The organism is Ruegeria sp. AF5 (genome assembly GCF_056541905.1).
Genome location: NZ_JBQFYZ010000020.1, coordinates 37,343 through 61,631, shown reverse-complemented (window position 1 = coordinate 61,631; position 24,289 = coordinate 37,343). Strand labels below are relative to the sequence as shown.

Below are 24,289 nucleotides of genomic sequence, written 5' to 3'. Positions count from 1 at the left end.
ACTTGGTGATCGCTGCGGTCAGCGTCGTCTTGCCGTGGTCAACATGCCCAATCGTGCCGATGTTGACGTGCGGCTTATTACGCTCAAACTTTTCCTTTGCCATGATGGCCTCCTTTTTCTGTAATGAAGGGAGCCCCGGAACGGCGCTCCCTCAAATCGTCGCTTATGCGTATTTCGCCTGGATCTCGTCCGAGATGTTCTGCGGAACCGGATCGTAGTGGTCGAACTGCATGGTGAACTGGGCGCGGCCCGACGACATCGAACGCAGGGTGTTGATGTAGCCGAACATGTTCGCCAGCGGAACAAACGCATCGATCGCGATCGCGTTGCCGCGCGGTTCCTGACCAGACACCTGGCCCCGACGCGAGGTCAGGTCGCCGATGATACCGCCGGTATATTCTTCCGGGGTGATCACTTCGACCTTCATGATCGGTTCCAGCAGCTTCGCGCCAGCTTTGCGCATGCCTTCACGCATACACATACGGGCCGCGATTTCGAACGCCAGAACGCTCGAGTCAACGTCGTGGAACTTACCGTCCAGCAGGGCAACCTTGAAGTCGATCACGGGGAAGCCAGCCAGAGGGCCGCTGTCCATGACCGAGTTGATGCCTTTTTCAACACCGGGGATGTATTCCTTCGGAACGGCACCACCAACGATGCGGCTTTCGAACGAGTAACCTTCGCCAGCCTCGGTGGGCTGGATCTCCAGCTTGACTTCGGCGAACTGACCCGAACCACCCGACTGTTTCTTGTGGGTGTAGGTGTGTTCGACCGGCATCGAGATGGTTTCACGATAAGCCACCTGAGGCGCACCGATGTTGGCTTCGACCTTGAACTCGCGCTTGAGACGGTCCACCAGGATGTCCAGGTGAAGTTCGCCCATGCCCTTCATGATGGTCTGACCCGATTCCAGGTCGGTTTCCACGCGGAAGGACGGGTCTTCGGCGGCCAGACGGGCCAGACCCTGAGACATCTTTTCCTGGTCGCCCTTGGTTTTGGGCTCGACCGCGATCTCGATCACCGGATCGGGGAAGGTCATGGTTTCCAGAACCACCGGATCCTTCGCATCGCACAGAGTGTCACCGGTGGTGGTGTCTTTCAGACCCGCCAGCGCGATGATGTCGCCTGCAAACGCTTCTTCGATCTCTTCCCGGTTGTTGGAGTGCATCATCATCATACGACCGATGCGCTCTTTCTTGCCTTTGGTCGAGTTCAGGATCGAGTCGCCCTTGTTCATGGTGCCCGAGTAAACGCGGGTGAAGGTCAGCGAACCAACGAAGGGGTCGTTCATGATTTTGAACGCCAGACCCGAGAAGGCCATGTCGTCATCGGCACGACGTGCGATGTTACGAACTTCTTCCTCGTCGCCGGGTTTGAAGCCCATGTAATCAACAACGTCCAGCGGGCTGGGCAGATAGTCGATCACAGCGTTGAGCAGCGGCTGAACGCCTTTGTTCTTGAACGCCGAGCCTCCCAGAACGGGTACGAAATGCAGCGCCAGCGTGCCTTTGCGCAGCAGTTTGCGCAGGGTCGGAACGTCGGGCTCTTCGCCTTCCAGATAGGCCATCATCGCGTCGTCGTCTTCTTCGACGGCCGCTTCGATCATCTTGCCGCGCCATTCGTCAGCCATGTCTTTCAGGCTGTCGCGGATCGGAGCTTTGACCCAGCTTGCACCAAGGTCTTCGCCCTGCCACAGCCACTCTTCCATGGTGACCAGATCAACCAGGCCTTCCAGCTCGGTTTCGGCACCGATCGGAATACCAACCGGAACAGCGCGTGCGCCGGTACGGTCTTCGATCATGCGAACGCAGTTGAAGAAGTCTGCGCCGATCTTGTCCATCTTGTTGACGAAAACCATACGCGGAACCTTGTAGCGGTCAGCCTGACGCCACACAGTTTCGGTCTGGGGTTCAACACCGGCGTTTGCGTCCAGAACGCAGACGGCACCGTCGAGAACCGCCAGCGAGCGTTCGACTTCGATGGTGAAGTCAACGTGGCCCGGGGTGTCGATGATGTTCAGGCGGTGCTTGGGGGTATCGGCGGTCTGACCGTCTTCGGTGCGTTCCCAGAAGGTGGTGGTCGCAGCCGAAGTGATGGTGATGCCGCGTTCCTGCTCCTGCTCCATCCAGTCCATGGTGGCTGCACCATCGTGCACCTCACCGATGTTGTGGGATTTACCAGTGTAATACAGGATACGCTCCGAGCAGGTGGTCTTACCTGCGTCGATGTGCGCCATGATACCGAAGTTACGGTATAGTTCGAGCGGATATTCGCGTGCCATTTGGATAAGCCTCTGGGATTACCAACGGTAATGGCTGAAGGCTTTGTTCGCCTCGGCCATCTTGTGGGTGTCTTCGCGCTTCTTCACGGCGGTACCGCGGGACTGTACAGCGTCCAGCAGTTCACCGGCGAGGCGTTCTTCCATGGTGTTTTCATTGCGGCCGCGCGCAGCGGTGATCAGCCAGCGGATGGCCAGTGCTTCGCGGCGCTCGGGGCGGACTTCGACCGGAACCTGATAGGTTGCACCACCAACCCGGCGCGAGCGAACCTCGACCGACGGTTTGATGTTGTCGAGTGCTTCGTGGAACACTTCGACGGGCGCGCGCTTGATCTTGTTCTCAACGCGGTCAAACGCGTTGTAGACGATGCGCTCGGCGACCGACTTCTTGCCGTCGATCATCAGGTTGTTCATGAATTTGGTCAGAACCTTATCGCCAAACTTGGCGTCAGGCAGGACTTCGCGTTTTTCGGCGGCGTGACGACGTGACATATCAGCCTCTCCTTCTTACTTGGGACGCTTCGCGCCGTATTTCGAACGGCGTTGCTTACGGTCTTTGACGCCCTGAGTATCCAGAACACCGCGCAGGATGTGGTAACGCACACCGGGAAGGTCTTTCACACGGCCGCCACGGATCAGAACAACCGAGTGTTCCTGAAGGTTGTGGCTTTCACCGGGGATGTACGAGATGACCTCGAACCCGTTGGTCAGGCGCACCTTGGCAACCTTACGCATAGCCGAGTTCGGTTTCTTCGGTGTGGTGGTGTAAACACGTGTGCAGACGCCGCGTTTCTGCGGGCACTGCTCCAGGTGCATGGACTTCGAGCGTTTTACTTTGGGCTGCCGCGGTTTGCGGATCAGCTGTTGAATAGTTGGCATTCCGGTTTCTTCCCCGTTTTGCAACACATGACATGCACGCGGGCTGCGTGCGGCTAACTTCGCTGCGCTTATGCGTCCACAAGCGCAAAACCCACGAGCGTTCCCATTCCGAGGTGAACGTCGCGGTTGTTTCTCAGAGGGCGCGAACTGCAAAATTGTCCGGGCCTTGACCAGCTCATTACTGGAATCGGCTATGGGGCGGCCCCCGTCACCGAGATGACGCGCGTAATAGGGGGAGTCGGCCCGAGTGTCAACAGCACGATACCGGTTGCCCGGCAATAGGCTGACCCGGGCCGTGCCGAAGTAGGTGCGCGGGCTTTACCGGGTTCATATAACCGCGCTGCACCGGAAGTGCCAAGCCTGCAACCGGAGGCTGGGTTTCGCCTTCGGATAACCAGTGTTCAGAGCCGTGTCACGCAGGTTCACGCCGCTTCCCGACGCGCGCGTTCCCGGAACAGCGTAAACAGTCCGGCGGCCACAATCAGTGTCGCACCCAGCATGGTCAGACCGTCGGGCCATTCATCGAATACGGCCCAGCCCAGCCCCAGGGCCCAGATCAGGCTGGAATAGCGAAACGGCGCGATGAACCCGACATCGCCCTGACGCATGACCATGACGCTGAACAGATAGCCCATCAGGACGAACACGGCCGCCGCCGCAACCAGAGAACCCGCAGCGCCGGAAACCGGAACCCATCCTTCGAACACCGATGCGATGGCCGCGGCCACCGTGATGGAAAGAGACGTCGCCAACGTCACCACCATTGACGGAACCTGGGGCGACATGCGTCGCGTCACCAGATCGCGAACCGTAATCGAAGCCACTGCGATCAGCGCGTAGATGGAATACAGGCTGAAGCCGTCAGGACCGGGTCTGACGATCAGAACCATGCCGCCAAAACCAATGGCAATTGCCAATATGCGCCGCCAGCCGACCTGTTCGGAAAAGACCAGTGCCGCGCCCAGCGTCACGGTCAGGGGTAGCGCCTGCAGAATGGCCGTCACATTGGCAAGCGGCATGTTCTTGAGCGCTGTCAGAAAAAAGAAGGTGGCCGACAGTTCGGCCAGACTGCGCAGCGCAACCAGCAACCGGTCGTGGTTTGAGAAATTGAGGTGCAGCGCCCCCAGATAACGGGCAAGACCGTAGACAAGGAAAACGGCCAGGACGCCCCGCATGGCCACCAGTTGGAACAATGGCAGATCCCGAAGCGCGACCTTGACCAAAGTGTCGTTCAGGGTGAAGGCCGCCATGCTGCCCATCATCAGCAAGGCACCTTTGGTGTTTGGGTTCATGTCAGATTTGGCCCTGCGCAGAGTGATCGGGCCATTGGCCCAATCGGACAGCCGCCTGTCAACGCATCAAATCAGATCAGCGCAAGAATTACGCTCCGACGCGTTGGGAGCGGGCCGAAAACGCCTTCTGAGCCCCTATCAGAGACCAGAGACCCGACCGCCTCCGATCCCTTCCACAGCCACCCCGGCGCTGAGCGTGTACGTTGCGATCAACCCGCCGGACATGTCCAGAACGCCAAGCTGGTTGCCGTTCTGAAGCGCAACATAAAGCTCGCGGCGTTTGGAATTGATGCCAAGGCCAAAGCGTTCGATCTGCACCGCTGCGCCGACCGATGGATTGGTCGCCCGGATTGTCCTAAGCACCGTGCCGTTCAAATCCACCTCGGCGATCAGGCGATTGCGGATGAACAGCACATAAAGCGTGCCGGTCGTTTCATCAAAGGCCAGCCCGCCAATCGGCCCCTGTGGCTGGCTGAGGGTTATGTTGCGCACAAATTGCCCGTCGCGGGTCAGTTCCGCGATCATCACCCCGTTCGGATGGTCGAGGAACAAATGCCCGTCGCTTCCCCGAATGGCCAACCCGCATTCCTTGATGGGAAACTCGTCAGGTGTGATGCCACCGCATCCGGCCGGAACCCGCTGTGCCGCAAAGGTACGCAGGACACGGCCATTTCGGTCCAACTCCTGTAGTTGGGTGCCGGGAAGATTGCGCAGGAAGATCCGCCGTCGCGGCTCATCATAAGCCAACCCGACGATCGATCCGGAGATCGGGATCAGGCGCGTCGTGCCGTTCGGGATCACGATCTCACGCGATGGCTGGCCCGGTGGCATCCCCACATAGGCATAGTCCGTGCAGGCGGCCATCAGGCCCAGACCGAAAACCGAAAATACGCGCGACAACTTTGTGACAGCTCTCATCATCCACCCCCGTCACCTGTGTGAACTCATGGCGGATGGTAGCACAGTTTAGGCTAAACCAGAAAAACCCTACTGTTATTGCAGGTCTCATACGGCGAGCGCGATATTCCAGTGGTCTGGAACCGCCTTAAGCGTGGTGCGCGTTTCAGCCCTGCAAAAACGAAAGGCCCCGCGAAATCGCGGGGCCTTCCTAAACTTGTCAATCGGGCGATTACTCGCGGCTTTCGGGTGTTTCCACCAGAACGTCCAGCTCATCCCCGACCAGATCATCATCCATGATCGGCGCAGCCAGGGCAGCGGCCGCTTCGGCCTCTTCCCGACGGGCTTCGATCACCACATTGTCGCGCGACTGCGCGATGTGGCGGACGGCCTGTGTGGCCCCACCGGTACCGGCGGGGATCAGGCGACCAACGATGACGTTCTCTTTCAGGCCGACCAGCTTGTCCTTTTTGCCCTGCACGGACGCTTCGGTCAGTACGCGGGTGGTTTCCTGGAACGACGCCGCCGAGATGAACGAACGCGTCTGCAACGAAGCCTTGGTGATCCCCAGAAGGATCGGCTCGCCCTGTGCCGGACGACCACCGCGGGCGATGGTCTTTTCGTTGGCTGCGTCGAACTCCTGCTTGTCGACATGTTCGCCTTTCAGCAGGGTGGTGTCGCCTGAATCCAGGATCTCCCACTTCTGCAGCATCTGGCGCACGATGACTTCGATGTGCTTGTCGTTGATCTTCACGCCTTGCAGACGATACACGTCCTGCACTTCGTCGATCATGTAGTTCGCCAGCGCCTCGACACCCATGATGGACAGGATGTCATGCGGGGCCGGGTTACCGTCCATGATGTAGTCGCCCTTCTGAACGAAGTCGCCTTCGACAACAGGGATGTGCTTGCCCTTGGGTACCATGTACTCGATGGGTTCCAGCGACTCGTCAGCCGGTTCGATGCTGATGCGGCGCTTGTTCTTGTAGTCGCGGCCAAAGCGCACGTAACCATCAGCTTCTGCGATGATCGCGTGATCTTTCGGACGGCGGGCTTCGAACAGTTCGGCCACACGCGGCAGACCACCGGTGATGTCCTTGGTCTTGGCACCTTCACGCGGAATACGCGCAACAACGTCACCGGCTTCGATCTTCTGGCCATCTTCGACCGACAGGATCGCATCCACCGACATCGGATAGTGAACCGGGTTGCCCGCATCGTTGCGGACCGGTTCGCCATCGTCACCGACCAGAATGATCTCGGGCTTGAGGTCGCTGCCACGGGGGGCGGCGCGCCAGTCGATCACGATCTTCTGGGTCATGCCGGTTGCTTCGTCGGTCTCGTCACGGACGGCAAGGCCCGAAACCAGATCGACGTATTTGGTGGTACCGGCTTTCTCGGCGATGATCGGCAGGGTGTAGGGATCCCATTCGAACAGCTTGTCGCCGCGGGCCACCTTGGTGCCTTCCTTGACGAACAGCTTGGAGCCATAGCCCAGCTTGTGGCTGGCGCGCTCTTCGCCGTGATCGTCTTTGATCACCAGCTTCATGTTCCGGCCCATGACAAGGCTTTCGCCTGCGGCATTGACCAGGATCTGCGGGTTCTCGAAGGATACGACACCAGCCTGGCTGGCTTCCTGGAACGACTGCTGACCACCTTGCGCAACACCACCGATGTGGAAGGTCCGCATCGTCAGCTGTGTACCGGGTTCACCGATGGACTGGGCGGCGATGATGCCGACAGCCTCACCCGTGTTCACCATGGTACCGCGAGCAAGGTCACGACCGTAGCAGGTGGCACAGACGCCTTCCTCGGACTCGCAGGTCAGAGGCGAGCGGATGCGGGTCGACTGAACGCCCGCTTCGTCGATGGTGTCTGCCATACGTTCGTCGATCAGCTGACCAGCCGCAACAAGCACCTCATCCGTACCCGGACGCAGGATATCGTCAGCCGCCACACGGCCCAGGATACGCTCGGCCAGCGAGGCGACAACCTCACCGTCGTTGACTGCGGCTTCGGCCGTGATTGCGCGCTCGGTACCACAGTCGATCTCGCGAACGATGCAGTCCTGCGCCACGTCCACCAGACGACGGGTCAGGTAACCCGAGTTCGCCGTCTTCAGAGCGGTATCCGACAGACCCTTACGGGCACCGTGGGTCGAGTTGAAGTATTCAAGAACGGTCAGACCTTCCTTGAAGTTCGAGATGATCGGCGTCTCGATGATGTCACCGTTCGGCTTGGCCATCAGGCCGCGCATACCGCCCAGCTGTTTCATCTGAGTGACCGAGCCCCGCGCACCGGAGTGGGCCATCATGTAGACCGAGTTCGGTTCCATGTCAGACCCGTCTTCGGCCTTGGCGACGTTCGAGATGGTGCTCATCATCGCCTCGGTCACACGGTCGTTACACTTCGACCAGGCATCGACAACCTTGTTGTACTTTTCGCCCTGAGTGATCAGGCCGTCCATGTACTGCTGTTCGAAGTCTTTCACCTGATCGCGGGTGTCATCAACGATGCCCCACTTGTCGTCTGGAATGACCATGTCGTCCTTGCCGAACGAGATGCCCGCCCTGAACGCTTCTTTGAAGCCCATCGACATGATCTGGTCACAGAAGATAACCGACTCTTTCTGACCGCAGTAGCGGTAGACGGTGTCGATCACCTGCTGCACTTCTTTCTTCCGCAGCAGGCGGTTGACCAGATCGAACGGTGCCTTGTTGTTCATCGGCAGCAGGGCACCCAGACGCAGACGGCCCGGAGTGGTTTCATAGCGCTTCTGAACTTCGTTGCCTTCTTCGTCGATCTGCGTGATCCGCGCGGTGATTTTGGTGTGCAAATGCACCTCACCCGCATCCAGCGCGTGCTGAACTTCGTCGATCGAACCAAAGACCTTGCCTTCGCCCGGCATGCCCGCACGTTCCAGCGACACATAGTACAGACCCAGGATCATGTCCTGCGACGGAACGATGATCGGCGCGCCGTTTGCAGGCGACAGAACGTTGTTCGTCGACATCATCAGAACACGGGCTTCCAGCTGTGCCTCAAGGCTCAGCGGGACGTGAACGGCCATCTGGTCGCCGTCGAAGTCGGCGTTGAAGGCCGAACAGACCAGCGGGTGCAGCTGGATCGCTTTGCCTTCGATCAGGACCGGTTCGAACGCCTGAATGCCAAGACGGTGCAGCGTCGGCGCACGGTTCAGCATGACAGGGTGTTCACGGATCACCTCGTCGAGGATATCCCAAACTTCGGGACGCTCTTTCTCGACCAGTTTCTTCGCCTGTTTCACGGTCGAAGACAGACCTTTGGCTTCAAGGCGCGAGTAGATGAACGGCTTGAACAGCTCCAGCGCCATCTTCTTGGGCAGACCACACTGGTGCAGCTTAAGCTCCGGACCGGTCACGATGACCGAACGGCCCGAGAAGTCGACGCGTTTCCCCAGAAGGTTCTGACGGAAGCGACCCTGCTTGCCTTTCAGCATGTCCGACAGCGATTTCAGCGGACGCTTGTTGGCGCCGGTGATCACGCGGCCACGACGGCCGTTGTCGAACAGAGCGTCAACGGATTCCTGCAGCATCCGCTTTTCGTTGCGGACGATGATGTCAGGCGCACGCAGTTCGATCAGACGCTTCAGACGGTTGTTCCGGTTGATGACGCGGCGATAGAGATCGTTCAGATCCGAGGTCGCGAAACGGCCACCATCCAGCGGAACCAGCGGGCGCAGTTCCGGCGGAATGACCGGGATCACGGTCATGACCATCCATTCGGGACGGTTGCCCGACTCGAGGAAGGATTCAACAACCTTCAGACGCTTGATGATCTTCTTGGGCTTCAACTCGCCTGTGGCTTCGGCCAGATCAGCGCGCAGCTGCTCGGCTTCGGCTTCCAGATCGATCTGGGCCAGCATCTCACGGATGGCTTCGGCACCGATATTGGCGGTGAACGCGTCCATGCCAAAGGCATCCTGCGCATCCATGTACTCTTCTTCGGTCAGCATCTGGCCGTAGGTCAGGTCAGTCAGACCGGGCTCGATGACGACATAGTTTTCAAAGTACAGAACGCGTTCCAGATCGCGCAGCGTCATGTCCAGCATCAGACCGATGCGGGACGGGAGCGATTTCAGGAACCAGATATGTGCAACGGGCGCGGCCAGTTCGATGTGGCCCATACGCTCGCGGCGGACTTTCTGCAGGGTGACTTCCACACCGCATTTCTCGCAGACAACGCCGCGATACTTCATCCGCTTATACTTGCCGCACAGACATTCGTAGTCTTTGATCGGGCCAAAGATACGCGCGCAGAACAGACCGTCACGTTCAGGCTTGAACGTCCGGTAGTTGATGGTTTCGGGTTTCTTGATCTCGCCATAGGACCAAGACAGGATCCGTTCGGGCGACGCCAGCGAGACTTTGATTTCGTCAAAGACCTTCGGGGGCGTCAGCGGGTTGAACGGGTTGTTGGTGATTTCCTGGTTCATCTCTTTACCTCAGAGTTAGAGGGTGCGGGGGTCACGCAGTGCCGGGCTGAAGCCCGGCCTACGCCGGATCAGATGGTAGGCCGGGCTTCAGCCCGGCATCCCTTCATCACTCATCGACCTCCGCATCCAGGAGTTCCATATTCAGGCCGAGGCCGCGGACTTCTTTCACCAGAACGTTGAACGATTCCGGTACGCCCGCTTCAAAGTTATCCTCGCCCTTGACGATCGACTCATAGACCTTGGTCCGGCCGGCGACGTCATCCGACTTCACCGTCAGCATCTCTTGCAGGGTGTAGGCGGCGCCGTAAGCTTCCAGAGCCCAGACCTCCATCTCACCAAAGCGCTGACCACCGAACTGCGCCTTACCACCCAGCGGCTGCTGGGTAACCAGGCTGTAGGGGCCGGTCGAACGCGCGTGGATCTTATCGTCCACAAGGTGGTGCAGTTTCAGCAGGTACTTGATGCCCACGGTCACCGGACGCGCAAATTGCTCACCCGTACGACCGTCGAACAGAACCGACTGACCGCTTTGCGAGAAGCCCGCACGCACCAGCGCGTCGTTGACGTCAGCCTCTTTGGCACCGTCAAAGACCGGGGTTGCGATCGGAACACCGCGGGTCACGTTGCCCGCTGCTTCGACCAGCGTTTCCTCGTCCATGCCGGTGATGCCTTCTTCGTAGACATCTTCGCCATAGGCCAGCTTCATCGCCTCGCGCACCGGGGTCAGGTCGCCGGAACGGCGGTATTCACCCAGAGCTTCATCGATGTTCAGACCCAGACCGCGCGCGGCCCAACCCATGTGGGTTTCAAGGATCTGACCAACGTTCATACGCGAAGGCACACCCAGCGGGTTCAGACAGAAGTCGACCGGGGTCCCATCGGCCAGGAACGGCATGTCTTCCATCGGAACAACCTTGGAAATCACACCCTTGTTCCCGTGACGACCGGCCATCTTGTCGCCCGGCTGCAACTTGCGCTTCACGGCGATGAAGACTTTGACCATCTTCATCACACCCGGCGGCAGGTCGTCGCCACGGCGGACTTTCTCGACCTTATCCTCGAAACGGGCGTCCAGAGCGCGCTTTTGCACTTCGTATTGCTCGTTCAGGGCCTCGACGATCTGTGCGTCCTGCTCGTCTTCCAGCGCCAGCTGCCACCATTGACCACGGGTCAGGGTGTCCAGCAGATCCTCGGTGATCACCGACCCTGCCTTGACACCTTTCGGGCCTTTGACAGCGGTTTTACCCAGGATCAGACCTTGCAGACGCGCATAGATGTTGCGGTCAAGGATCGCCAGCTCGTCGTCCCGGTCACGGGCCAGACGTTCGACTTCCTCACGCTCGATCTGCAGCGCACGCTCGTCTTTCTCGACACCGTGACGGTTGAAGACGCGAACCTCGACGACCGTACCGTAATCGCCCGGCTTCACGCGCAACGAGGTGTCGCGCACATCAGATGCTTTTTCACCAAAGATGGCGCGCAGCAGCTTTTCTTCCGGGGTCATCGGGCTTTCGCCCTTCGGAGTGATCTTGCCGACCAGAATATCGCCCGGCTCAACATCCGCGCCGATGTAAACGATGCCCGCCTCGTCGAGGTTGCGCAGCGCTTCTTCACCGACGTTGGGGATGTCGCGGGTGATCTCTTCCGGGCCCAGCTTGGTGTCACGGGCGGCGACTTCGAATTCCTCGATATGGACCGAGGTAAAGACGTCATCACGCGCGATACGTTCTGAGATCAGGATCGAGTCTTCGTAGTTGTAGCCGTTCCACGGCATGAACGCGACGACCACATTCTTGCCAAGGGCCAGTTCACCCATATCGGTCGACGGACCGTCGGCAATGACCTCGCCCTTCTGGACGGTGTCACCCACCTTTATCAGCGGACGCTGGTTGATGCAGGTGTTCTGGTTCGAACGCTGGAACTTGCGCAGACGATAGATGTCAACGCCAGCGTCGCCCAGTTCCAGATCCTCGGTGGCGCGGATAACGATACGCTGGGCATCGACCTGGTCGATGATACCGGCGCGTTTCGCCTGAATCGCAGCACCCGAGTCGATCGCAACCTTTTCCTCGATCCCGGTACCGACCAGCGGTGCCTCGGCCCGCAGCAGCGGAACCGCCTGACGTTGCATGTTCGAGCCCATCAGAGCGCGGTTTGCGTCGTCATTTTCAAGGAACGGGATCAGCGATGCAGCAACCGAGACCAGCTGCTTCGGCGACACGTCGATCAGGTCCACATTCTCGCGCGGGGCAAGGGTGTAGTCGCCTGCCTGACGGGTCGAAACCAGATCGTTGATGAACTTGCCGTTCTTATCCAGCGTCGCGTTCGCCTGCGCCACGGTGTGACGCATTTCCTCGGTCGCGGACATGTAGTGAACCTCATCGGTCACCTCGGCGTCCTTGACGACGCGGTAAGGTGTTTCGATGAAGCCATACTTGTTCACGCGGGCGAAGGTGGCCAGCGAGTTGATCAGACCGATGTTCGGGCCTTCCGGCGTTTCAATCGGGCACATCCGGCCATAGTGGGTCGGGTGCACGTCGCGCACTTCAAAGCCCGCACGCTCACGCGTCAGACCACCGGGGCCAAGCGCCGAGAGACGGCGTTTGTGGGTGACTTCCGACAGCGGGTTGGTCTGGTCCATGAACTGCGACAGCTGCGACGAGCCGAAGAATTCACGCACAGCAGCAGCAGCCGGTTTCGCGTTGATCAGGTCCTGCGGCATGACGGTGTCGATCTCGACCGACGACATACGCTCTTTGATCGCGCGCTCCATGCGCAGCAGACCGACGCGGTACTGGTTTTCCATCAGTTCACCGACCGAACGCACACGACGGTTGCCGAGGTGGTCGATATCGTCCACGTCGCCTTTGCCGTCGCGCAGTTCGACCAGAGCCTTGACGCAGGCCACGATGTCTTCGCGGCGCAGGGTACGCAGGGTATCCGGCGCGTCCAGTGCCAGGCGCATGTTCATCTTCACGCGGCCAACGGCGGACAGGTCATACCGCTCGCTGTCGAAGAACAGGGTGTCGAACAGGGCCGACGCCGCTTCGACGGTGGGCGGTTCACCCGGACGCATGACGCGGTAGATATCCATGAGCGCGCTTTCGCGGTTCATGTTCTTGTCCTGCGCCATGGTGTTGCGCATGTAGGGTCCGACATTGACGTTATCGATGTCGAGAACCGGAATATCGGTGATGCCCGCGTCGATCAGTTCCTTCGCGGTACCGCCGATCAGGTCGCCATCCTTGTCATATTCCAGCGTCAGTTCGTCACCGGCTTCGACATAGATCGCGCCGTTTTCTTCGTTGATGATGTCCTTGGCGACAAACTTGCCAACGATGTGATCGAACGGAACCAGCAGTTCTGTGACGGTGCCCTCGTCGATCAGCTTCTTGACCGCGCGCGGGGTGACTTTTTTGCCTGCCTCGGCAATCACCTCACCTGATTTCGCGTCGATCAGGTCATAGGTCGGACGGGTGCCGCGAACACGCTCGGGGAAGAACGGCGTGACCCAGCCCTTCTTCTTGTCCAGCTTGTAGGACACGGTTTTGTAATACGCGTCCATGATCGCTTCCTGATCCAGACCCAGCGCATATAGCAGGGTTGTCACAGGCAGTTTGCGGCGGCGGTCGATACGGGCGAACACGATATCCTTGGCATCAAACTCGAAGTCCAGCCAGCTGCCGCGATACGGGATGATGCGGCAGGCAAACAGCAGCTTGCCCGAGGAATGGGTTTTACCCTTGTCGTGGTCAAAGAACACACCGGGCGAGCGGTGCATCTGGGAAACGATCACGCGCTCGGTGCCGTTGACGACAAAGGTGCCGTTCGGGGTCATCAGGGGCATGTCGCCCATGAAGACATCCTGTTCCTTGATGTCTTTTACCGATTTCGCGCCGGTGTCCTCATCAACATCGAACACGATCAGGCGCAGGGTAACCTTCAGCGGTGCGCTGTAGGTCATGTCGCGCTGCATGCACTCTTCGACGTCGTATTTGGGTTTCTCCAGATCGTATTTCACGAACTCCAAAACAGAGGTTTCGTTGAAATCCTTGATCGGGAAAACCGACTGGAACACGCCCTTGATGCCTTCGCCGTCTGTGGGCTGTTCTGCATCGCCGGAGCGCAGGAAAAGATCATAAGAAGATTTCTGTACCTCAATGAGGTTCGGCATCTCCAGTACTTCGCGGATTTTGCCGTAATATTTACGAAGACGTTTCTGGCCAAGGAACGTTTGAGCCATGTCAGATGTCACCTTTCGATGTTCTCAGCGGGCAAAGACACCGTCGGGCCCCGGCATCTTGCACAATCGAGACAACACGTCCGGATCAATTCGTGGCCACCGTCCCGAAGGCGGCCTCCCGATCCGAAAACCGTGTCTTAGAAAACGCCCCATTCCGTGAGGCCCTTTCTAAGACAGGTTCGGCTGGACCCGGATTTCTCCGGATCCAGCCAAATTTTTCGGCGCATCAGCGATGCGCCTGAGACCAGGCTTAGGCCAGCTCGACTTCGGCGCCAGCTGCTTCCAGCTTGGCTTTGACGTCTTCGGCTTCGTCTTTCGACACGCCTTCTTTGATCTTGCCGCCGGCTTCGACCAGTTCCTTGGCTTCTTTCAGGCCCAGACCGGTGATGCCGCGAACTTCTTTGATCACGTTGATTTTCGAAGCGCCGGCGTTCTTCAGAACGACGTCGAATTCGGTTTTTTCTTCCTCAGCTGCGCCACCGGCGTCGCCACCAGCTGCTGCGACCATTACGGCGCCGCCAGCTGCGGGCTCGATGCCGTATTCGTCTTTGAGGATGGTTTTCAGTTCTTGTGCTTCCAGCAGGGTCAGACCCACGATGCTTTCTGCGAGTGCTTTCAGATCAGCCATTTTATCAGCTCTTTCCGTTTACAATGTGTGTTCCAACGTCAGGGTAGGTACCCTACGCAGATCATTCAGTGCCAACCGCTTACGCAGCTTCCGCCTTCTCTTCGATGGTGGAAAGGATGCTTGCGATATTGCTTGCAGGTGCGCCAATCGCGCCGGCGATGTTCGAAGCAGGTGCGCCAATGCAGCCCACGATCGAAGCAATAAGCTCCTCGCGAGACGGCATTTTCGAAACGGCTTCAACGCCTTTGCGGTCCAGAGCGTTCTCGCCCATTGCACCGCCGAGGATTTCAAATTTCTTGTTATCCTTGGCGAAGTCCTCGGCCACCTTGGCTGCTGCCACGGGGTCCTCGGAATAGGTCAGAACGGTCATCCCTGTCAGCAGGTCGGCCATGCTTGCACACGGCTTACCCTCGAGGGCGATTTTGGCGAGCCTGTTCTTGGCAACACGCACGGAGCCACCCGCGTCACGTGCACGTGCGCGAAGGTCCTGCATCTCGGCAACTGTCAGACCGGCGTAGTGGGCAACCACTACGACGCCAGAGCTTTCGAAGATTTGGCCGAGTTCCTCGACCACTTTCTCTTTCTGGGCTCTATCCACAGTTCTCTCCAAGTTAGGGGTGAGTTCTCACCCCGGCTCATATTTGCCGCGGCTTGCGCCCCGGCGTTCAGGTCCGTTGTTACGGGATTGGCCAAAACTCGCCCGAGGGTGGGACCCTCAGAATTCTTTGGTCTTACCCGTCTCAGGCAGGGAATTAAGGGGCCAGATGGCACCACCCACCGTCTTGGACGAAACAAAATAAAGCGCACGACGAATCGCACGCTTTATTCCGCAGGTCTACTTAGGACAGATGGCCGGGGTTTCCAAGAGGTAAATTGGGATAAATCAGACGCAACAAGGGATGACCAGAACCACAAGATAAAGTGCGGTGACGAGCAATTGATTTGGTCGAATTTCAGGGCTGACGGCAAAATAGTTCGTGACATTGTTCCAAGTTCAAGACTATAACCCGACAATTTTTCTCAGAAACAAGAAGAATCAGAACAAATGTGCAGAATTGCCGCCTATTGCGGACCAAGTATCCCGCTTGAAAACATCGTCATCCGGCCCCAGCATTCCTTGCTGGAGCAAAGCCAGCACGCGGCCGAAGCTAAACTTGCCGTCAATGGCGATGGCTTCGGTATGGCCTGGTACGCAGACCAGGATCGCCCTGGCCTGTACAGGGATGTCCTGCCCGCGTGGTCGGATGGTAACCTGGTCGATCTTTGCAGGATGATAAAATCCTCGCTGTTTCTGGCCCATGTCCGCGCGTCGACGTTCGGCGAAGTGTCGCGCGCAAACTGCCACCCTTTCACGTTTGGCAAATGGTCCTTCATGCATAATGGCCAGATTGGCGAGTTCGGGCGTTTGCGAAGACGGCTTGAATCCTCTCTGCCGGACGAACTTTACGCGGCGCGGCGCGGGTCGACGGATTCTGAGCTTCTGTTTCTGCTGCTGCTGGCCAACGGGCTGGATGATGCGCCGCAGGACGCTGTTGTCGCAACTTTGCGTCAGATCGATGCGCTTGGAGGTCATCGGACGCAACCGGATCGCATGGCCGTCGCCTTTTCGGATGGGCAGAACCTGTATGCCTTTCGGTATTCCAGCGATCAGCGCAGCCCGTCCCTGTATTTCGGGGAAGGTCTGGACCACGGCGGCAAGGTCATTGCGTCCGAGCCGCTGGACAAGGGCACAGGAAAATGGACGCCCATTGAAGACCGGAGCTTCTTCACCCTGACCGGAGATACAGCCAGCCACACCGCGTTGCCGCTCAGCTAAACGAAAACGGGCGGTCCGTTTGGACCGCCCGCAACATTGCTTTGACGAAGATCCGGCTTATTCGCCCGAAGCTTCTGCCACATCAACAGTCACGCCGGGGCCCATGGTCGAGCTCAGCGCGATTTTCTTCATGTAGGTGCCTTTGGCGCCCGACGGCTTGGCCCGTGCAACAGCCGAGACGAAGGCGCGAATGTTTTCGACCAGCTTGGCTTCGTCAAACGACGCTTTGCCAACGCCTGCGTGCACAACGCCGCCTTTTTCCGCCTTGAACTGAACTTCGCCGCCTTTGGCTGCTTCCACGGCTGCTTTCACGTCCATGGTCACAGTGCCAACCTTGGGGTTCGGCATCAGGTTACGGGGGCCCAGAACCTTACCCAGACGACCGACGATCGGCATCATGTCCGGGGTTGCAATGCAGCGATCGAATTCGATGGTGCCGCCCTGAATGGTTTCCATCAGGTCTTCTGCGCCAACGATATCCGCGCCTGCTTCTTTCGCTTCATCAGCCTTCGCGCCACGTGCGAAGACAGCAACGCGCATGTCTTTGCCTGTGCCGTTCGGCAGTCCGACAACGCCGCGCACCATCTGGTCTGCGTGACGGGTGTCAACGCCCAGGTTCATCGCGATTTCGATAGTCTCGTCGAATTTCGAAGTTGCATTGGCTTTGACCAGGGCAACAGCTTCGTCCACCGACAGGTTTTCCTTGCCAGCGACGGCTTCGCGCGCAGCGCGGGTACGTTTACCGAGTTTTGCCATCTTACTTCACCTCGATGCCCATGGAGCGGGCCGAGCCCAGGATGATCTGCATTGCGCCTTCGACGTCGTTGGCGTTCAGATCTTTCATTTTGGCTTCGGCGATTTCACGAACCTGCTTGGAGGTCACGGTTGCCACGGTCTCGCGACCTGGGTTTTCCGCGCCGCGGGGGCGGTTACGCTTACCGACCGGCTTAAGACCAGCAGCTTTTTTCAGGTAGTAAGACGCGGGCGGCGTCTTGATGTCCATGGTGAAGGACTTGTCCTGATAGTAGGTGATCACGGTCGGGCACGGCGCGCCGGGCTCCATATCTGCGGTCTTGGCGTTGAACGCCTTGCAGAATTCCATGATGTTGATGCCGCGCTGACCCAGCGCCGGACCAACTGGCGGCGACGGGTTCGCCTGACCTGCAGGAACCTGCAGTTTCATTGTACCAGCAAGCTTCTTGGCCATTTGGTTTTCCTTTCAACTAGGGTGAAACGCGTCTCACCCGGATTTTGTTGCGTGGTCCGGCCCGGGATCGCGACCCCGGTAACCTCCCACGAGAGAATCTCGCCCGAAGACGATAGAGGCGGCGTTTACAGGGGATCATGGGGGTTGGCAAGTGGCCTGCCTTTCAATTCGGGATCACCGAATCGAGTTTAAAGTCGATGACCACATCATTGAAACCCGTGGGCAAGAAACTGCCACCCTTTCCGGCCAACCCAAGGAGTTACAAGTCGGCATGAACCCCAAGGTATCACTGGATGTTAAAGGCTTAAATCGCTTGAGCAATATCGGTGAATCCGTCGCCCGGCGGTAATCCCCTCAGGGCGTCGATCTTTGAAGTAGCATAAATGACCGAGCCATGCCGTAGCTGTGCTATACTTGGGCAGAACAAATTTGTTCGGAGGTTCGTCATGATTATTCGTTTATTCACTATGCTAATCGCTGCGCTGTCTTTCGCGGCCGCCGTTCCCCAGACCGCGCGGGCCGATGCGGGCGACTTTATCGGCGGTGCTGTCGTTGGCGGGGTCGTCGGATACGCGATCGGCAAAGACCAGCAAAAGAAAAAGTCCCGGTCTTCGAGCCAGACCTACCGGTCGGGCATTCCATCGACCTCGCAAGGGGCGCAAACGCAGACCGCGCTCAACTATTTCGGCTATAACGCCGGGCGTGTCGATGGGCAGGTCGGGCATGGAACCCGGTCGGCGATCGAACGCTACCAGGTGTCCATGGGCTATCCTGTGAATGGCTATGACTTCCAGCCCTATCAATATGACTTTCTGATGCAGGCCTATTACTGGGCGACAAGCGGTGGGCAGGCGGCAACCCAGCTTTCGGGTCAACCGCTCTTGATGGCCTATCGCCAACAGGTGCAAACCGGCTCTGCCTTGGCGGCGGCACCTCAGACCCAGGCACCGGCCATCCCGGTTATCACGCCTCAACAGGCCGAACCCGCAACAAGCGCCACTGAAACCACGACAGCCAGCCTGCCGAGCCTGTTTTCCGGCGGAACCGGAGGCCCGTCGCTGGCCAATCGGTGCAGCGGGGTCATGCTGCAAACGTCGACCAATGGCGGCTATACGACCCTGTCTAACATGTCCGATCCTGACTTTGCGCTCAGCGAACAATTCTGCCTTGCCCGCAGCTATGCGATGGCACAGGGCGAAGAGCTGATGCAGGGCATTCAGGGTCTTACACCCGATCAGGTCGCAGACCAGTGCGCCGCCTTTGGCGACATGTTGGCACCGCAAGTTGACGCGCTGTCTATCAACTCGAAATCAGAGGCTGAAACCCAGGTGCGCAAGCTTGCCTTGGATTCGGGTCTTAGCCCTGCTGATCTTGCCGCAACCAGCAAGGTCTGCCTTGCGATGGGATATCGTCAGGACAACATGGATACCGCAGTTGGGTCTGCGCTGATGCTGGTTGCCATGGGTGAACCCGCATACGGAGAACTGGTCGGTCACCATCTGCGCGAAGGCTTTGGTGTTCAGGCGCGCCGCGATCTTGCGATGCAATGGTATGATGCAAGCCTTTCGGCGCTGGATGCCGGGTCGCAGGCGGTCTTCCTGCCGTCCCAGACCGACCGCCCGCAGCTTTTGCGCGCAGCCATGGTTCAGTCGCAGTAAGCCCAAACGCGAAACGGCGTCGAGACTCCGCGTCTTAAACTAAACCGCCGCGGTGCCAAATGCACCGCGGTGTTACGCTTCCATAATCAAACAAGAACCCGGCCTACAAAAGGCACTGCGTTCTGGTCGTCAAAAGCTTGCTGGGCGTTCTTTGGGGCGAAACATTGCTGGCTGTACGCCCCTCTGGCTTATCACAATGATCTGACACAAGAATACGAGCCCTGAAATCACGTGCGAGTGGAACTTATCCGACAACGTTGAAGGCCGCATTCGCCAATATTCTAGAATTTCACATTGTGTTTGCTAAAGAACTCTTTCATTTTTTCGTCGAGAAACCCTTTACCAGTCGCAATTTGCACAAGTTCAAAAGCGCAGCCATTGTTCACTTCAACCACAACCGGGCCATTCTCAGTAAGAGCGATATCCGTTGATCCAAAGTGATTTTCTGCGTGCAACAAAGCGATTTCTTGGTTCAGCTTTTTCAGTTCAGCCCAGAATGGCAGTTTTTCACCAATAAGAGTGCGGTCGCATTCCGGCAGAGAGCTAAGTTCAACTCGGCGACCGTCTTCAACTGAGGCTATGGCCTTAACCTCGCCGGTTTCCGGGTTCAGGTTGCAAAGAAGGTTGCCGGGCCGCCAGAAGTTGTCCGCAACATTCCCCGCAAGTGGCAGCTTTAGCATTGTAAACGGAACGGAAAGTTGATTGTCGTCGATAATGTTCAAACTGCGCACGGTCGCAATAGCGTCGGTAATACCGTCAAAAAAACCATGTGGTTTCAGACAGTCCTGAAAGATGTAGGGGATTTCACCAAGTGTCGAATTTGCGAAGTCCTCGTAGGTTTGAGGTTCCTGCCCGTCCAGAATGACATGCGTATCAGTGTGCCCCGAAATGCGCATGGCACCTGCGCTCCACATCCCGACGATAGGTTTCGCGAAAACCGAGCATGACCCGTGGGTCGAAAAGAAGGACTTCAAGTCTTCGGCGTTTGTCAGTTTTGGCGTTCCACCGAACTGGCGCGCGCTGCGATCAAAGACAGCCAAAGTTTTCGGCACGGGCAGCCTGTTGTGTTCGAGGAAACACGCAGACAACCATTTGTCTTCGGTGAGGGCCTGCCATTGACTGTTGTTGCAAGCATTTACAAGCGGCCAGTGGACATGAGATGAAACGAACTCCTCACGCTCAATATCAGACCAACGCTCCCGATCATAAAGCTCGTAAAGAAAGTACTCGTAAAACCTCAGCTTTCCGCGTTTCTTGCGAAGCTTGAAAAAGTCAAAGGCCAGCGAAAATGGACTTCTCCCGGTCCGTCGAGCAACTTCGACAAGAAGACTGGAAACATTGGGTGCTTCTTTGCTTTTGACGGCCAACACATCTTGCGCAAAAGCTGTCATTTTCTAGTAATCCCTCAATTGTCGCCGTTCTGGAAATAATCAACAAATTGTGTCGATACTTTGGCGCAGGTAGATCGTTGTGCTTTCTGCGGCACAGATACGAAAACGCCGCTATGCTTTCACATCGCGGCGTTTCGAATTTCTCTGGAAGCGCGCTTAGCTCTGCTTCGTGACCTGAGTAAAGTCCAGCTCAACTGGGGTTTCGCGGCCAAAGATCGAGACCGATACTTTCAGCTTCTGCGCTTCGTCGTCCACGCCTTCGACCATGCCGTCGAAATCCTCGAACGGGCCGTCGTTGACCTTGACCTTCTCGCCGATCTCGAAGGTGATCATCAACTTGGGCGCTTCTTCGCCTTCCTGAACGCGGTTGAGGATCTGGTTCACCTCGGCGTCGCGCATCGGCATCGGGCGGCCCTGCGGACCCAGAAAACCGGTGACGCGGTTGATCGAGTTGATCAGGTGATAGCCCTGATCCGACATTTCCATATGCACCAGCACGTAACCCGGCATAAAGCGGCGTTCGGTGGTGACCTTCTTGCCCCGGCGCACTTCGATCACCTCTTCGGTGGGCACCAGAACTTCGTCGATATCGTTCTCAAGGCCCTGTTCAGCCACCGACGTGCGGATCTGCTCTGCGATCTTCTTTTCGAAATTCGAAAGAACGCTGACCGAGTACCACCGTTTCGCCATGAACCTGTCGTCCTTGTTTGTCTTCGGGGCATCACATATTGCGGACACACCCGTCATTTAAATCCTGTCACGTCATCCGGAATAAAAAGCGGCGCGTGACCCGAATCGCCACACGCCCATTCCGAATATGCGTCACCTACTCTGACATCGCGCGAGGTGCAAGGGGCAGTCGTATTTGCCCCCGCCTGAACCGGCTTAGCCGAAAGCGCTCAGAATCAGCTGAAGGCCGCCCCGGATACCCAGATCGACCAAAGCAAAAAACACAGCTGTCAGCGCCGCCATGATGAAGACCATGACCGTGGTCAACAGCACTTCGCGCCGGGTCGGCCAGACGACCTTGGAAACTTCGGCACGGACTTGCTGAATGAACTGGATCGGGTTGGTGGTGGCCATTTGGCGTGTTCTCTCTGCTTGCGGATGGGCCGGACATAGCCGGGCATTGCGGCAATTTCAAGGGCGCTTGGATGAACTCTGCGCGTATCGGGCGATTGGTCAGGGTTTGGGTTTGTCGTCCCACTCGTCACTCAGGATGCGGCGCGCATCGCCATCGGGGTCTTCGTACTGATTGGAACGAACGGTATAGATAAAGGCGACCAGACCAACGCCCCCCAGAAACAGGGAAATCGGGATCAGATAGGCAAGCACTTCCATCAGGGTTACCTCAGCCGCAATGCGTTCAGCGATACGGTAATCGACGAGGTCGACATCGCCAAGGCCGCGATCAGCGGTGTCGCCAGTCCGATCACGGCCAGCGGAACGGCAATCACGTTGTAAACGGTTGCGATCTGGAAGTTCTCGCGAATGCGACGGGTGGCCTTGATGGCCGTATCGCAGGCATCCGCTATGGGCAGAAGGTCATTACCCAGAAGAACGATGTCCGAGGCAACCCGCGCCGCATCCAGCGCCGAGGCCGGAGAGATCGACACATGTGCCGCCGCCAAAGCAGCCGTATCGTTCAGGCCGTCCCCCACCATCAGAACTTTGCGGCCCTGATCCCTGAGGTCCTGAATGCGCTGTGCTTTGTCCTGCGGCAAAGCCTCGGCGACCCAATCCGTTATTCCCAGCTTCTCGGCCAATGCGCGCACGGCACCTTTCGAATCCCCCGAGATCAACAGCACATGCTTGCCCGACGCGCGCAACGCTTTTACCGCCTCGTCCGCGCCCGGGCGCAGCGCGTCCGAGAAACGGAACGCCAAGGGCGCATCGTCGCCAATTGCAAGCCAGGCAGACGTTTCCGCGCCCTGCTGTGCGCCGAGCCATGCGGCCCGGCCCAAACGAACGCGTTGACCGCGGTATTCCCCTTGGGTGCCGTATCCCGGCACTTCGGTTATGTCCCTAACATTTGCAGGTTTGATCCCGGCCTGTCGCGCGGCCTTTGCCAATGAGACAGACAAGGGATGCGCAGAGGCCTCGGCCAGGGCCAACGCAACCTCGACCTGTGCGCGGGTGTGATCGCCAAGATTGACCAGTTCCGGCGCACCCGAGGTCAGCGTGCCTGTCTTGTCGAAAACCACGGTGTCGGTCTCGGACAACCGTTCGAGCGCGGTTGCGTGCTTGATCAGCATACCCTTGCGGAACAACCGGCCCGAGGCAGCGGTGGTCACTGCCGGAACAGCCAGACCCAAGGCGCAGGGACAGGTGATGATCAGAACCGCCGCGGCAATGTTCAGAGCGGTGCGCAAATCGCCCGAATAGATGTACCACCCCACAAAGCTGAGCGCCGAAAGGATGTGGACACCGGGCGCATAAAGCTTGGCGGCCTTGTCGGCCAGCGAAGTATAGCGGGACCGCCCCGATTCAGCGATGGCCACCAGATCCGCCATCCGGTGCAGCGACGTATCCTGACCCACTGCTGTGGCGCGCAGGGTCAGCGGACCCGTCAGGTTGACCTCGCCCGCGCTGACCAGCTGACCGGCTTCGGCAAACACCGGCAGGGTTTCCCCCGTCAACAGCGAACGGTCCAGTTCGGACTGACCAGACACGATCTGACCGTCCACCGGCATTCGGCCACCGGGGCGCACAAGGATCAGATCACCGACCTTCAGATCGGCCACCGCAACTTCGGCCTCCACCCCGTCCACGATGCGGATCGCGCGCGGCACTTCCAGAGCGGTGAGCTCTTCTGCGGCGGATCGGGCTGCGGCGCGGGTGCGGTAATCAAGATACCGGCCCGCCAGCAGGAAGAAAGTCAGGGTCAGCGCGGCATCGAAATAGGCGTGCTCTCCGCTCAGTGCGGTCTCCCACAGGGAGGTGACCAGCGCCAGCAGGATCGCCAGCGTGATCGGCACATCCATGTTCAGCCGCCGCACCCGCAGGGCGCTCCAGGCGTTGGCAAAGAACGGTTGCGCCGAGAAGGCAATGGCAGGCAGCGCGATTGCAGCGGAAATCCAGTGGAACATGTCGCGCGTCGCGTCTGTTGCACCGGACCAGACCGACACCGACAACAGCATCACGTTCATGGATGCGAACCCGGCGACGGCCAGTCGCATCAGCAGGTCACGCCCCGCCTTGTCCGCCTGTGTTGCCGACAAAGCGCCGGGGTCAAGCTCGTGCGCTTCGAAACCTGCCCGTTCAAGCACCGGGATCAGATCGGCCGCGCGGGTTTCCGGCGCGGCTTTGATCATCGCCCGTTTCAGAGTCAGGTTGACCCGCGCGTCTTCGACACCGGGATGGGCGTTCAGTTCACGTTCGACCGTCGCGATACAGGCCGAGCAGTGGATGCCCGGCAGCGACAAGGCAATCTGCACATCTTCCGGAATCGGGCGCGCGGGTTCTGCTGGTGCTGCCAGACACCCCGGACAGGCCGCCGTACCGGATGAAAGCTGCGCCGTCATCG

Annotated in this window: 19 protein-coding genes; 2 read left to right on the top strand and 17 right to left on the bottom strand. The window is 58.6% G+C overall.

Going from position 1 to position 24,289, the window contains the following annotated elements; genetic code table 11:
• From ACR0DS_RS18490 to rplJ, 10 genes are all read right to left on the bottom strand, one after another.
• A partial coding sequence (locus ACR0DS_RS18490; protein ID WP_155125489.1) for a GTP-binding protein occupies positions 1–103 on the bottom strand: 103 nt, incomplete at its 3' end.
• A 60-nt stretch (positions 104–163) separates the two neighbouring features.
• The gene (gene fusA, locus ACR0DS_RS18485; protein ID WP_480484702.1) at positions 164–2,281 is read right to left on the bottom strand and encodes an elongation factor G; all 2,118 of its coding nucleotides are present in this window, start codon (positions 2,279–2,281) and stop codon (positions 164–166) included.
• 18 nt (positions 2,282–2,299) lie between these two features.
• A complete protein-coding gene (gene rpsG, locus ACR0DS_RS18480; RefSeq protein ID WP_039529242.1) occupies positions 2,300–2,770 on the bottom strand; it encodes a 30S ribosomal protein S7 in 471 nt (156 codons plus the stop codon).
• Between the two features lie 15 nt (positions 2,771–2,785).
• The gene (gene rpsL / locus ACR0DS_RS18475; protein WP_005621086.1) at positions 2,786–3,157 is read right to left on the bottom strand and encodes a 30S ribosomal protein S12; all 372 of its coding nucleotides are present in this window, start codon (positions 3,155–3,157) and stop codon (positions 2,786–2,788) included.
• A 422-nt stretch (positions 3,158–3,579) separates the two neighbouring features.
• On the bottom strand, positions 3,580–4,449 hold the full coding sequence (locus tag ACR0DS_RS18470; protein ID WP_480484704.1) for a DMT family transporter: 870 nt from the start codon (positions 4,447–4,449) through the stop codon (positions 3,580–3,582).
• A gap of 138 nt (positions 4,450–4,587) precedes the next feature.
• Entirely contained in the window at positions 4,588–5,367 is a 780-nt protein-coding gene (locus tag ACR0DS_RS18465; RefSeq protein WP_480484701.1) for a hypothetical protein, read from the bottom strand.
• Between the two features lie 211 nt (positions 5,368–5,578).
• A complete protein-coding gene (rpoC, locus tag ACR0DS_RS18460; RefSeq protein ID WP_480488900.1) occupies positions 5,579–9,820 on the bottom strand; it encodes a DNA-directed RNA polymerase subunit beta' in 4,242 nt (1,413 codons plus the stop codon).
• Between the two features lie 106 nt (positions 9,821–9,926).
• The gene (rpoB, locus tag ACR0DS_RS18455) at positions 9,927–14,063 is read right to left on the bottom strand and encodes a DNA-directed RNA polymerase subunit beta (RefSeq protein ID WP_480547329.1); all 4,137 of its coding nucleotides are present in this window, start codon (positions 14,061–14,063) and stop codon (positions 9,927–9,929) included.
• A 250-nt stretch (positions 14,064–14,313) separates the two neighbouring features.
• Positions 14,314–14,691, bottom strand: coding sequence for a 50S ribosomal protein L7/L12 (gene rplL, locus ACR0DS_RS18450; protein WP_209507787.1), 378 nt, complete (start codon positions 14,689–14,691; stop codon positions 14,314–14,316).
• 79 nt (positions 14,692–14,770) lie between these two features.
• A complete protein-coding gene (rplJ, locus tag ACR0DS_RS18445; RefSeq protein ID WP_209507785.1) occupies positions 14,771–15,289 on the bottom strand; it encodes a 50S ribosomal protein L10 in 519 nt (172 codons plus the stop codon).
• Between the two features lie 447 nt (positions 15,290–15,736).
• Here rplJ and ACR0DS_RS18440 point away from each other — a divergent pair, with 447 nt between their 5' ends.
• Entirely contained in the window at positions 15,737–16,507 is a 771-nt protein-coding gene (locus tag ACR0DS_RS18440) for a class II glutamine amidotransferase (RefSeq protein ID WP_480560546.1), read from the top strand.
• 57 nt (positions 16,508–16,564) lie between these two features.
• Here ACR0DS_RS18440 and rplA read toward each other — a convergent pair whose 3' ends face one another.
• Together rplA and rplK are read right to left on the bottom strand one after the other, a co-directional pair.
• Positions 16,565–17,263 (bottom strand): 50S ribosomal protein L1, encoded by a 699-nt coding sequence (gene rplA, locus ACR0DS_RS18435; protein ID WP_209507781.1) that lies wholly within the window; start codon positions 17,261–17,263, stop codon positions 16,565–16,567.
• A gap of 1 nt (position 17,264) precedes the next feature.
• Entirely contained in the window at positions 17,265–17,714 is a 450-nt protein-coding gene (gene rplK, locus ACR0DS_RS18430; protein WP_010440985.1) for a 50S ribosomal protein L11, read from the bottom strand.
• 446 nt (positions 17,715–18,160) lie between these two features.
• Here rplK and ACR0DS_RS18425 point away from each other — a divergent pair, with 446 nt between their 5' ends.
• Positions 18,161–19,372 carry a peptidoglycan-binding domain-containing protein gene (locus tag ACR0DS_RS18425; protein ID WP_267363515.1) on the top strand — a complete coding sequence of 404 codons (1,212 nt, stop codon included), beginning with the start codon at positions 18,161–18,163 and terminating at the stop codon, positions 19,370–19,372.
• A 281-nt stretch (positions 19,373–19,653) separates the two neighbouring features.
• Here the strand turns inward: ACR0DS_RS18425 and ACR0DS_RS18420 are convergent, their stop codons facing one another.
• From ACR0DS_RS18420 to ACR0DS_RS18400, 5 genes are all read right to left on the bottom strand, one after another.
• The gene (locus tag ACR0DS_RS18420) at positions 19,654–20,763 is read right to left on the bottom strand and encodes a sugar-transfer associated ATP-grasp domain-containing protein (RefSeq protein WP_480560548.1); all 1,110 of its coding nucleotides are present in this window, start codon (positions 20,761–20,763) and stop codon (positions 19,654–19,656) included.
• 156 nt (positions 20,764–20,919) lie between these two features.
• On the bottom strand, positions 20,920–21,453 hold the full coding sequence (nusG, locus tag ACR0DS_RS18415; RefSeq protein ID WP_209507773.1) for a transcription termination/antitermination protein NusG: 534 nt from the start codon (positions 21,451–21,453) through the stop codon (positions 20,920–20,922).
• A gap of 195 nt (positions 21,454–21,648) precedes the next feature.
• Positions 21,649–21,846 carry a preprotein translocase subunit SecE gene (gene secE / locus ACR0DS_RS18410; protein ID WP_480560550.1) on the bottom strand — a complete coding sequence of 66 codons (198 nt, stop codon included), beginning with the start codon at positions 21,844–21,846 and terminating at the stop codon, positions 21,649–21,651.
• A gap of 99 nt (positions 21,847–21,945) precedes the next feature.
• A complete protein-coding gene (gene ccoS, locus ACR0DS_RS18405) occupies positions 21,946–22,104 on the bottom strand; it encodes a cbb3-type cytochrome oxidase assembly protein CcoS (RefSeq protein WP_209507770.1) in 159 nt (52 codons plus the stop codon).
• Positions 22,105–22,109: 5 nt separating this feature from the next.
• Positions 22,110–24,287, bottom strand: coding sequence for a heavy metal translocating P-type ATPase (locus ACR0DS_RS18400; protein WP_480560552.1), 2,178 nt, complete (start codon positions 24,285–24,287; stop codon positions 22,110–22,112).
• Positions 24,288–24,289: the final 2 nt, after the last annotated feature.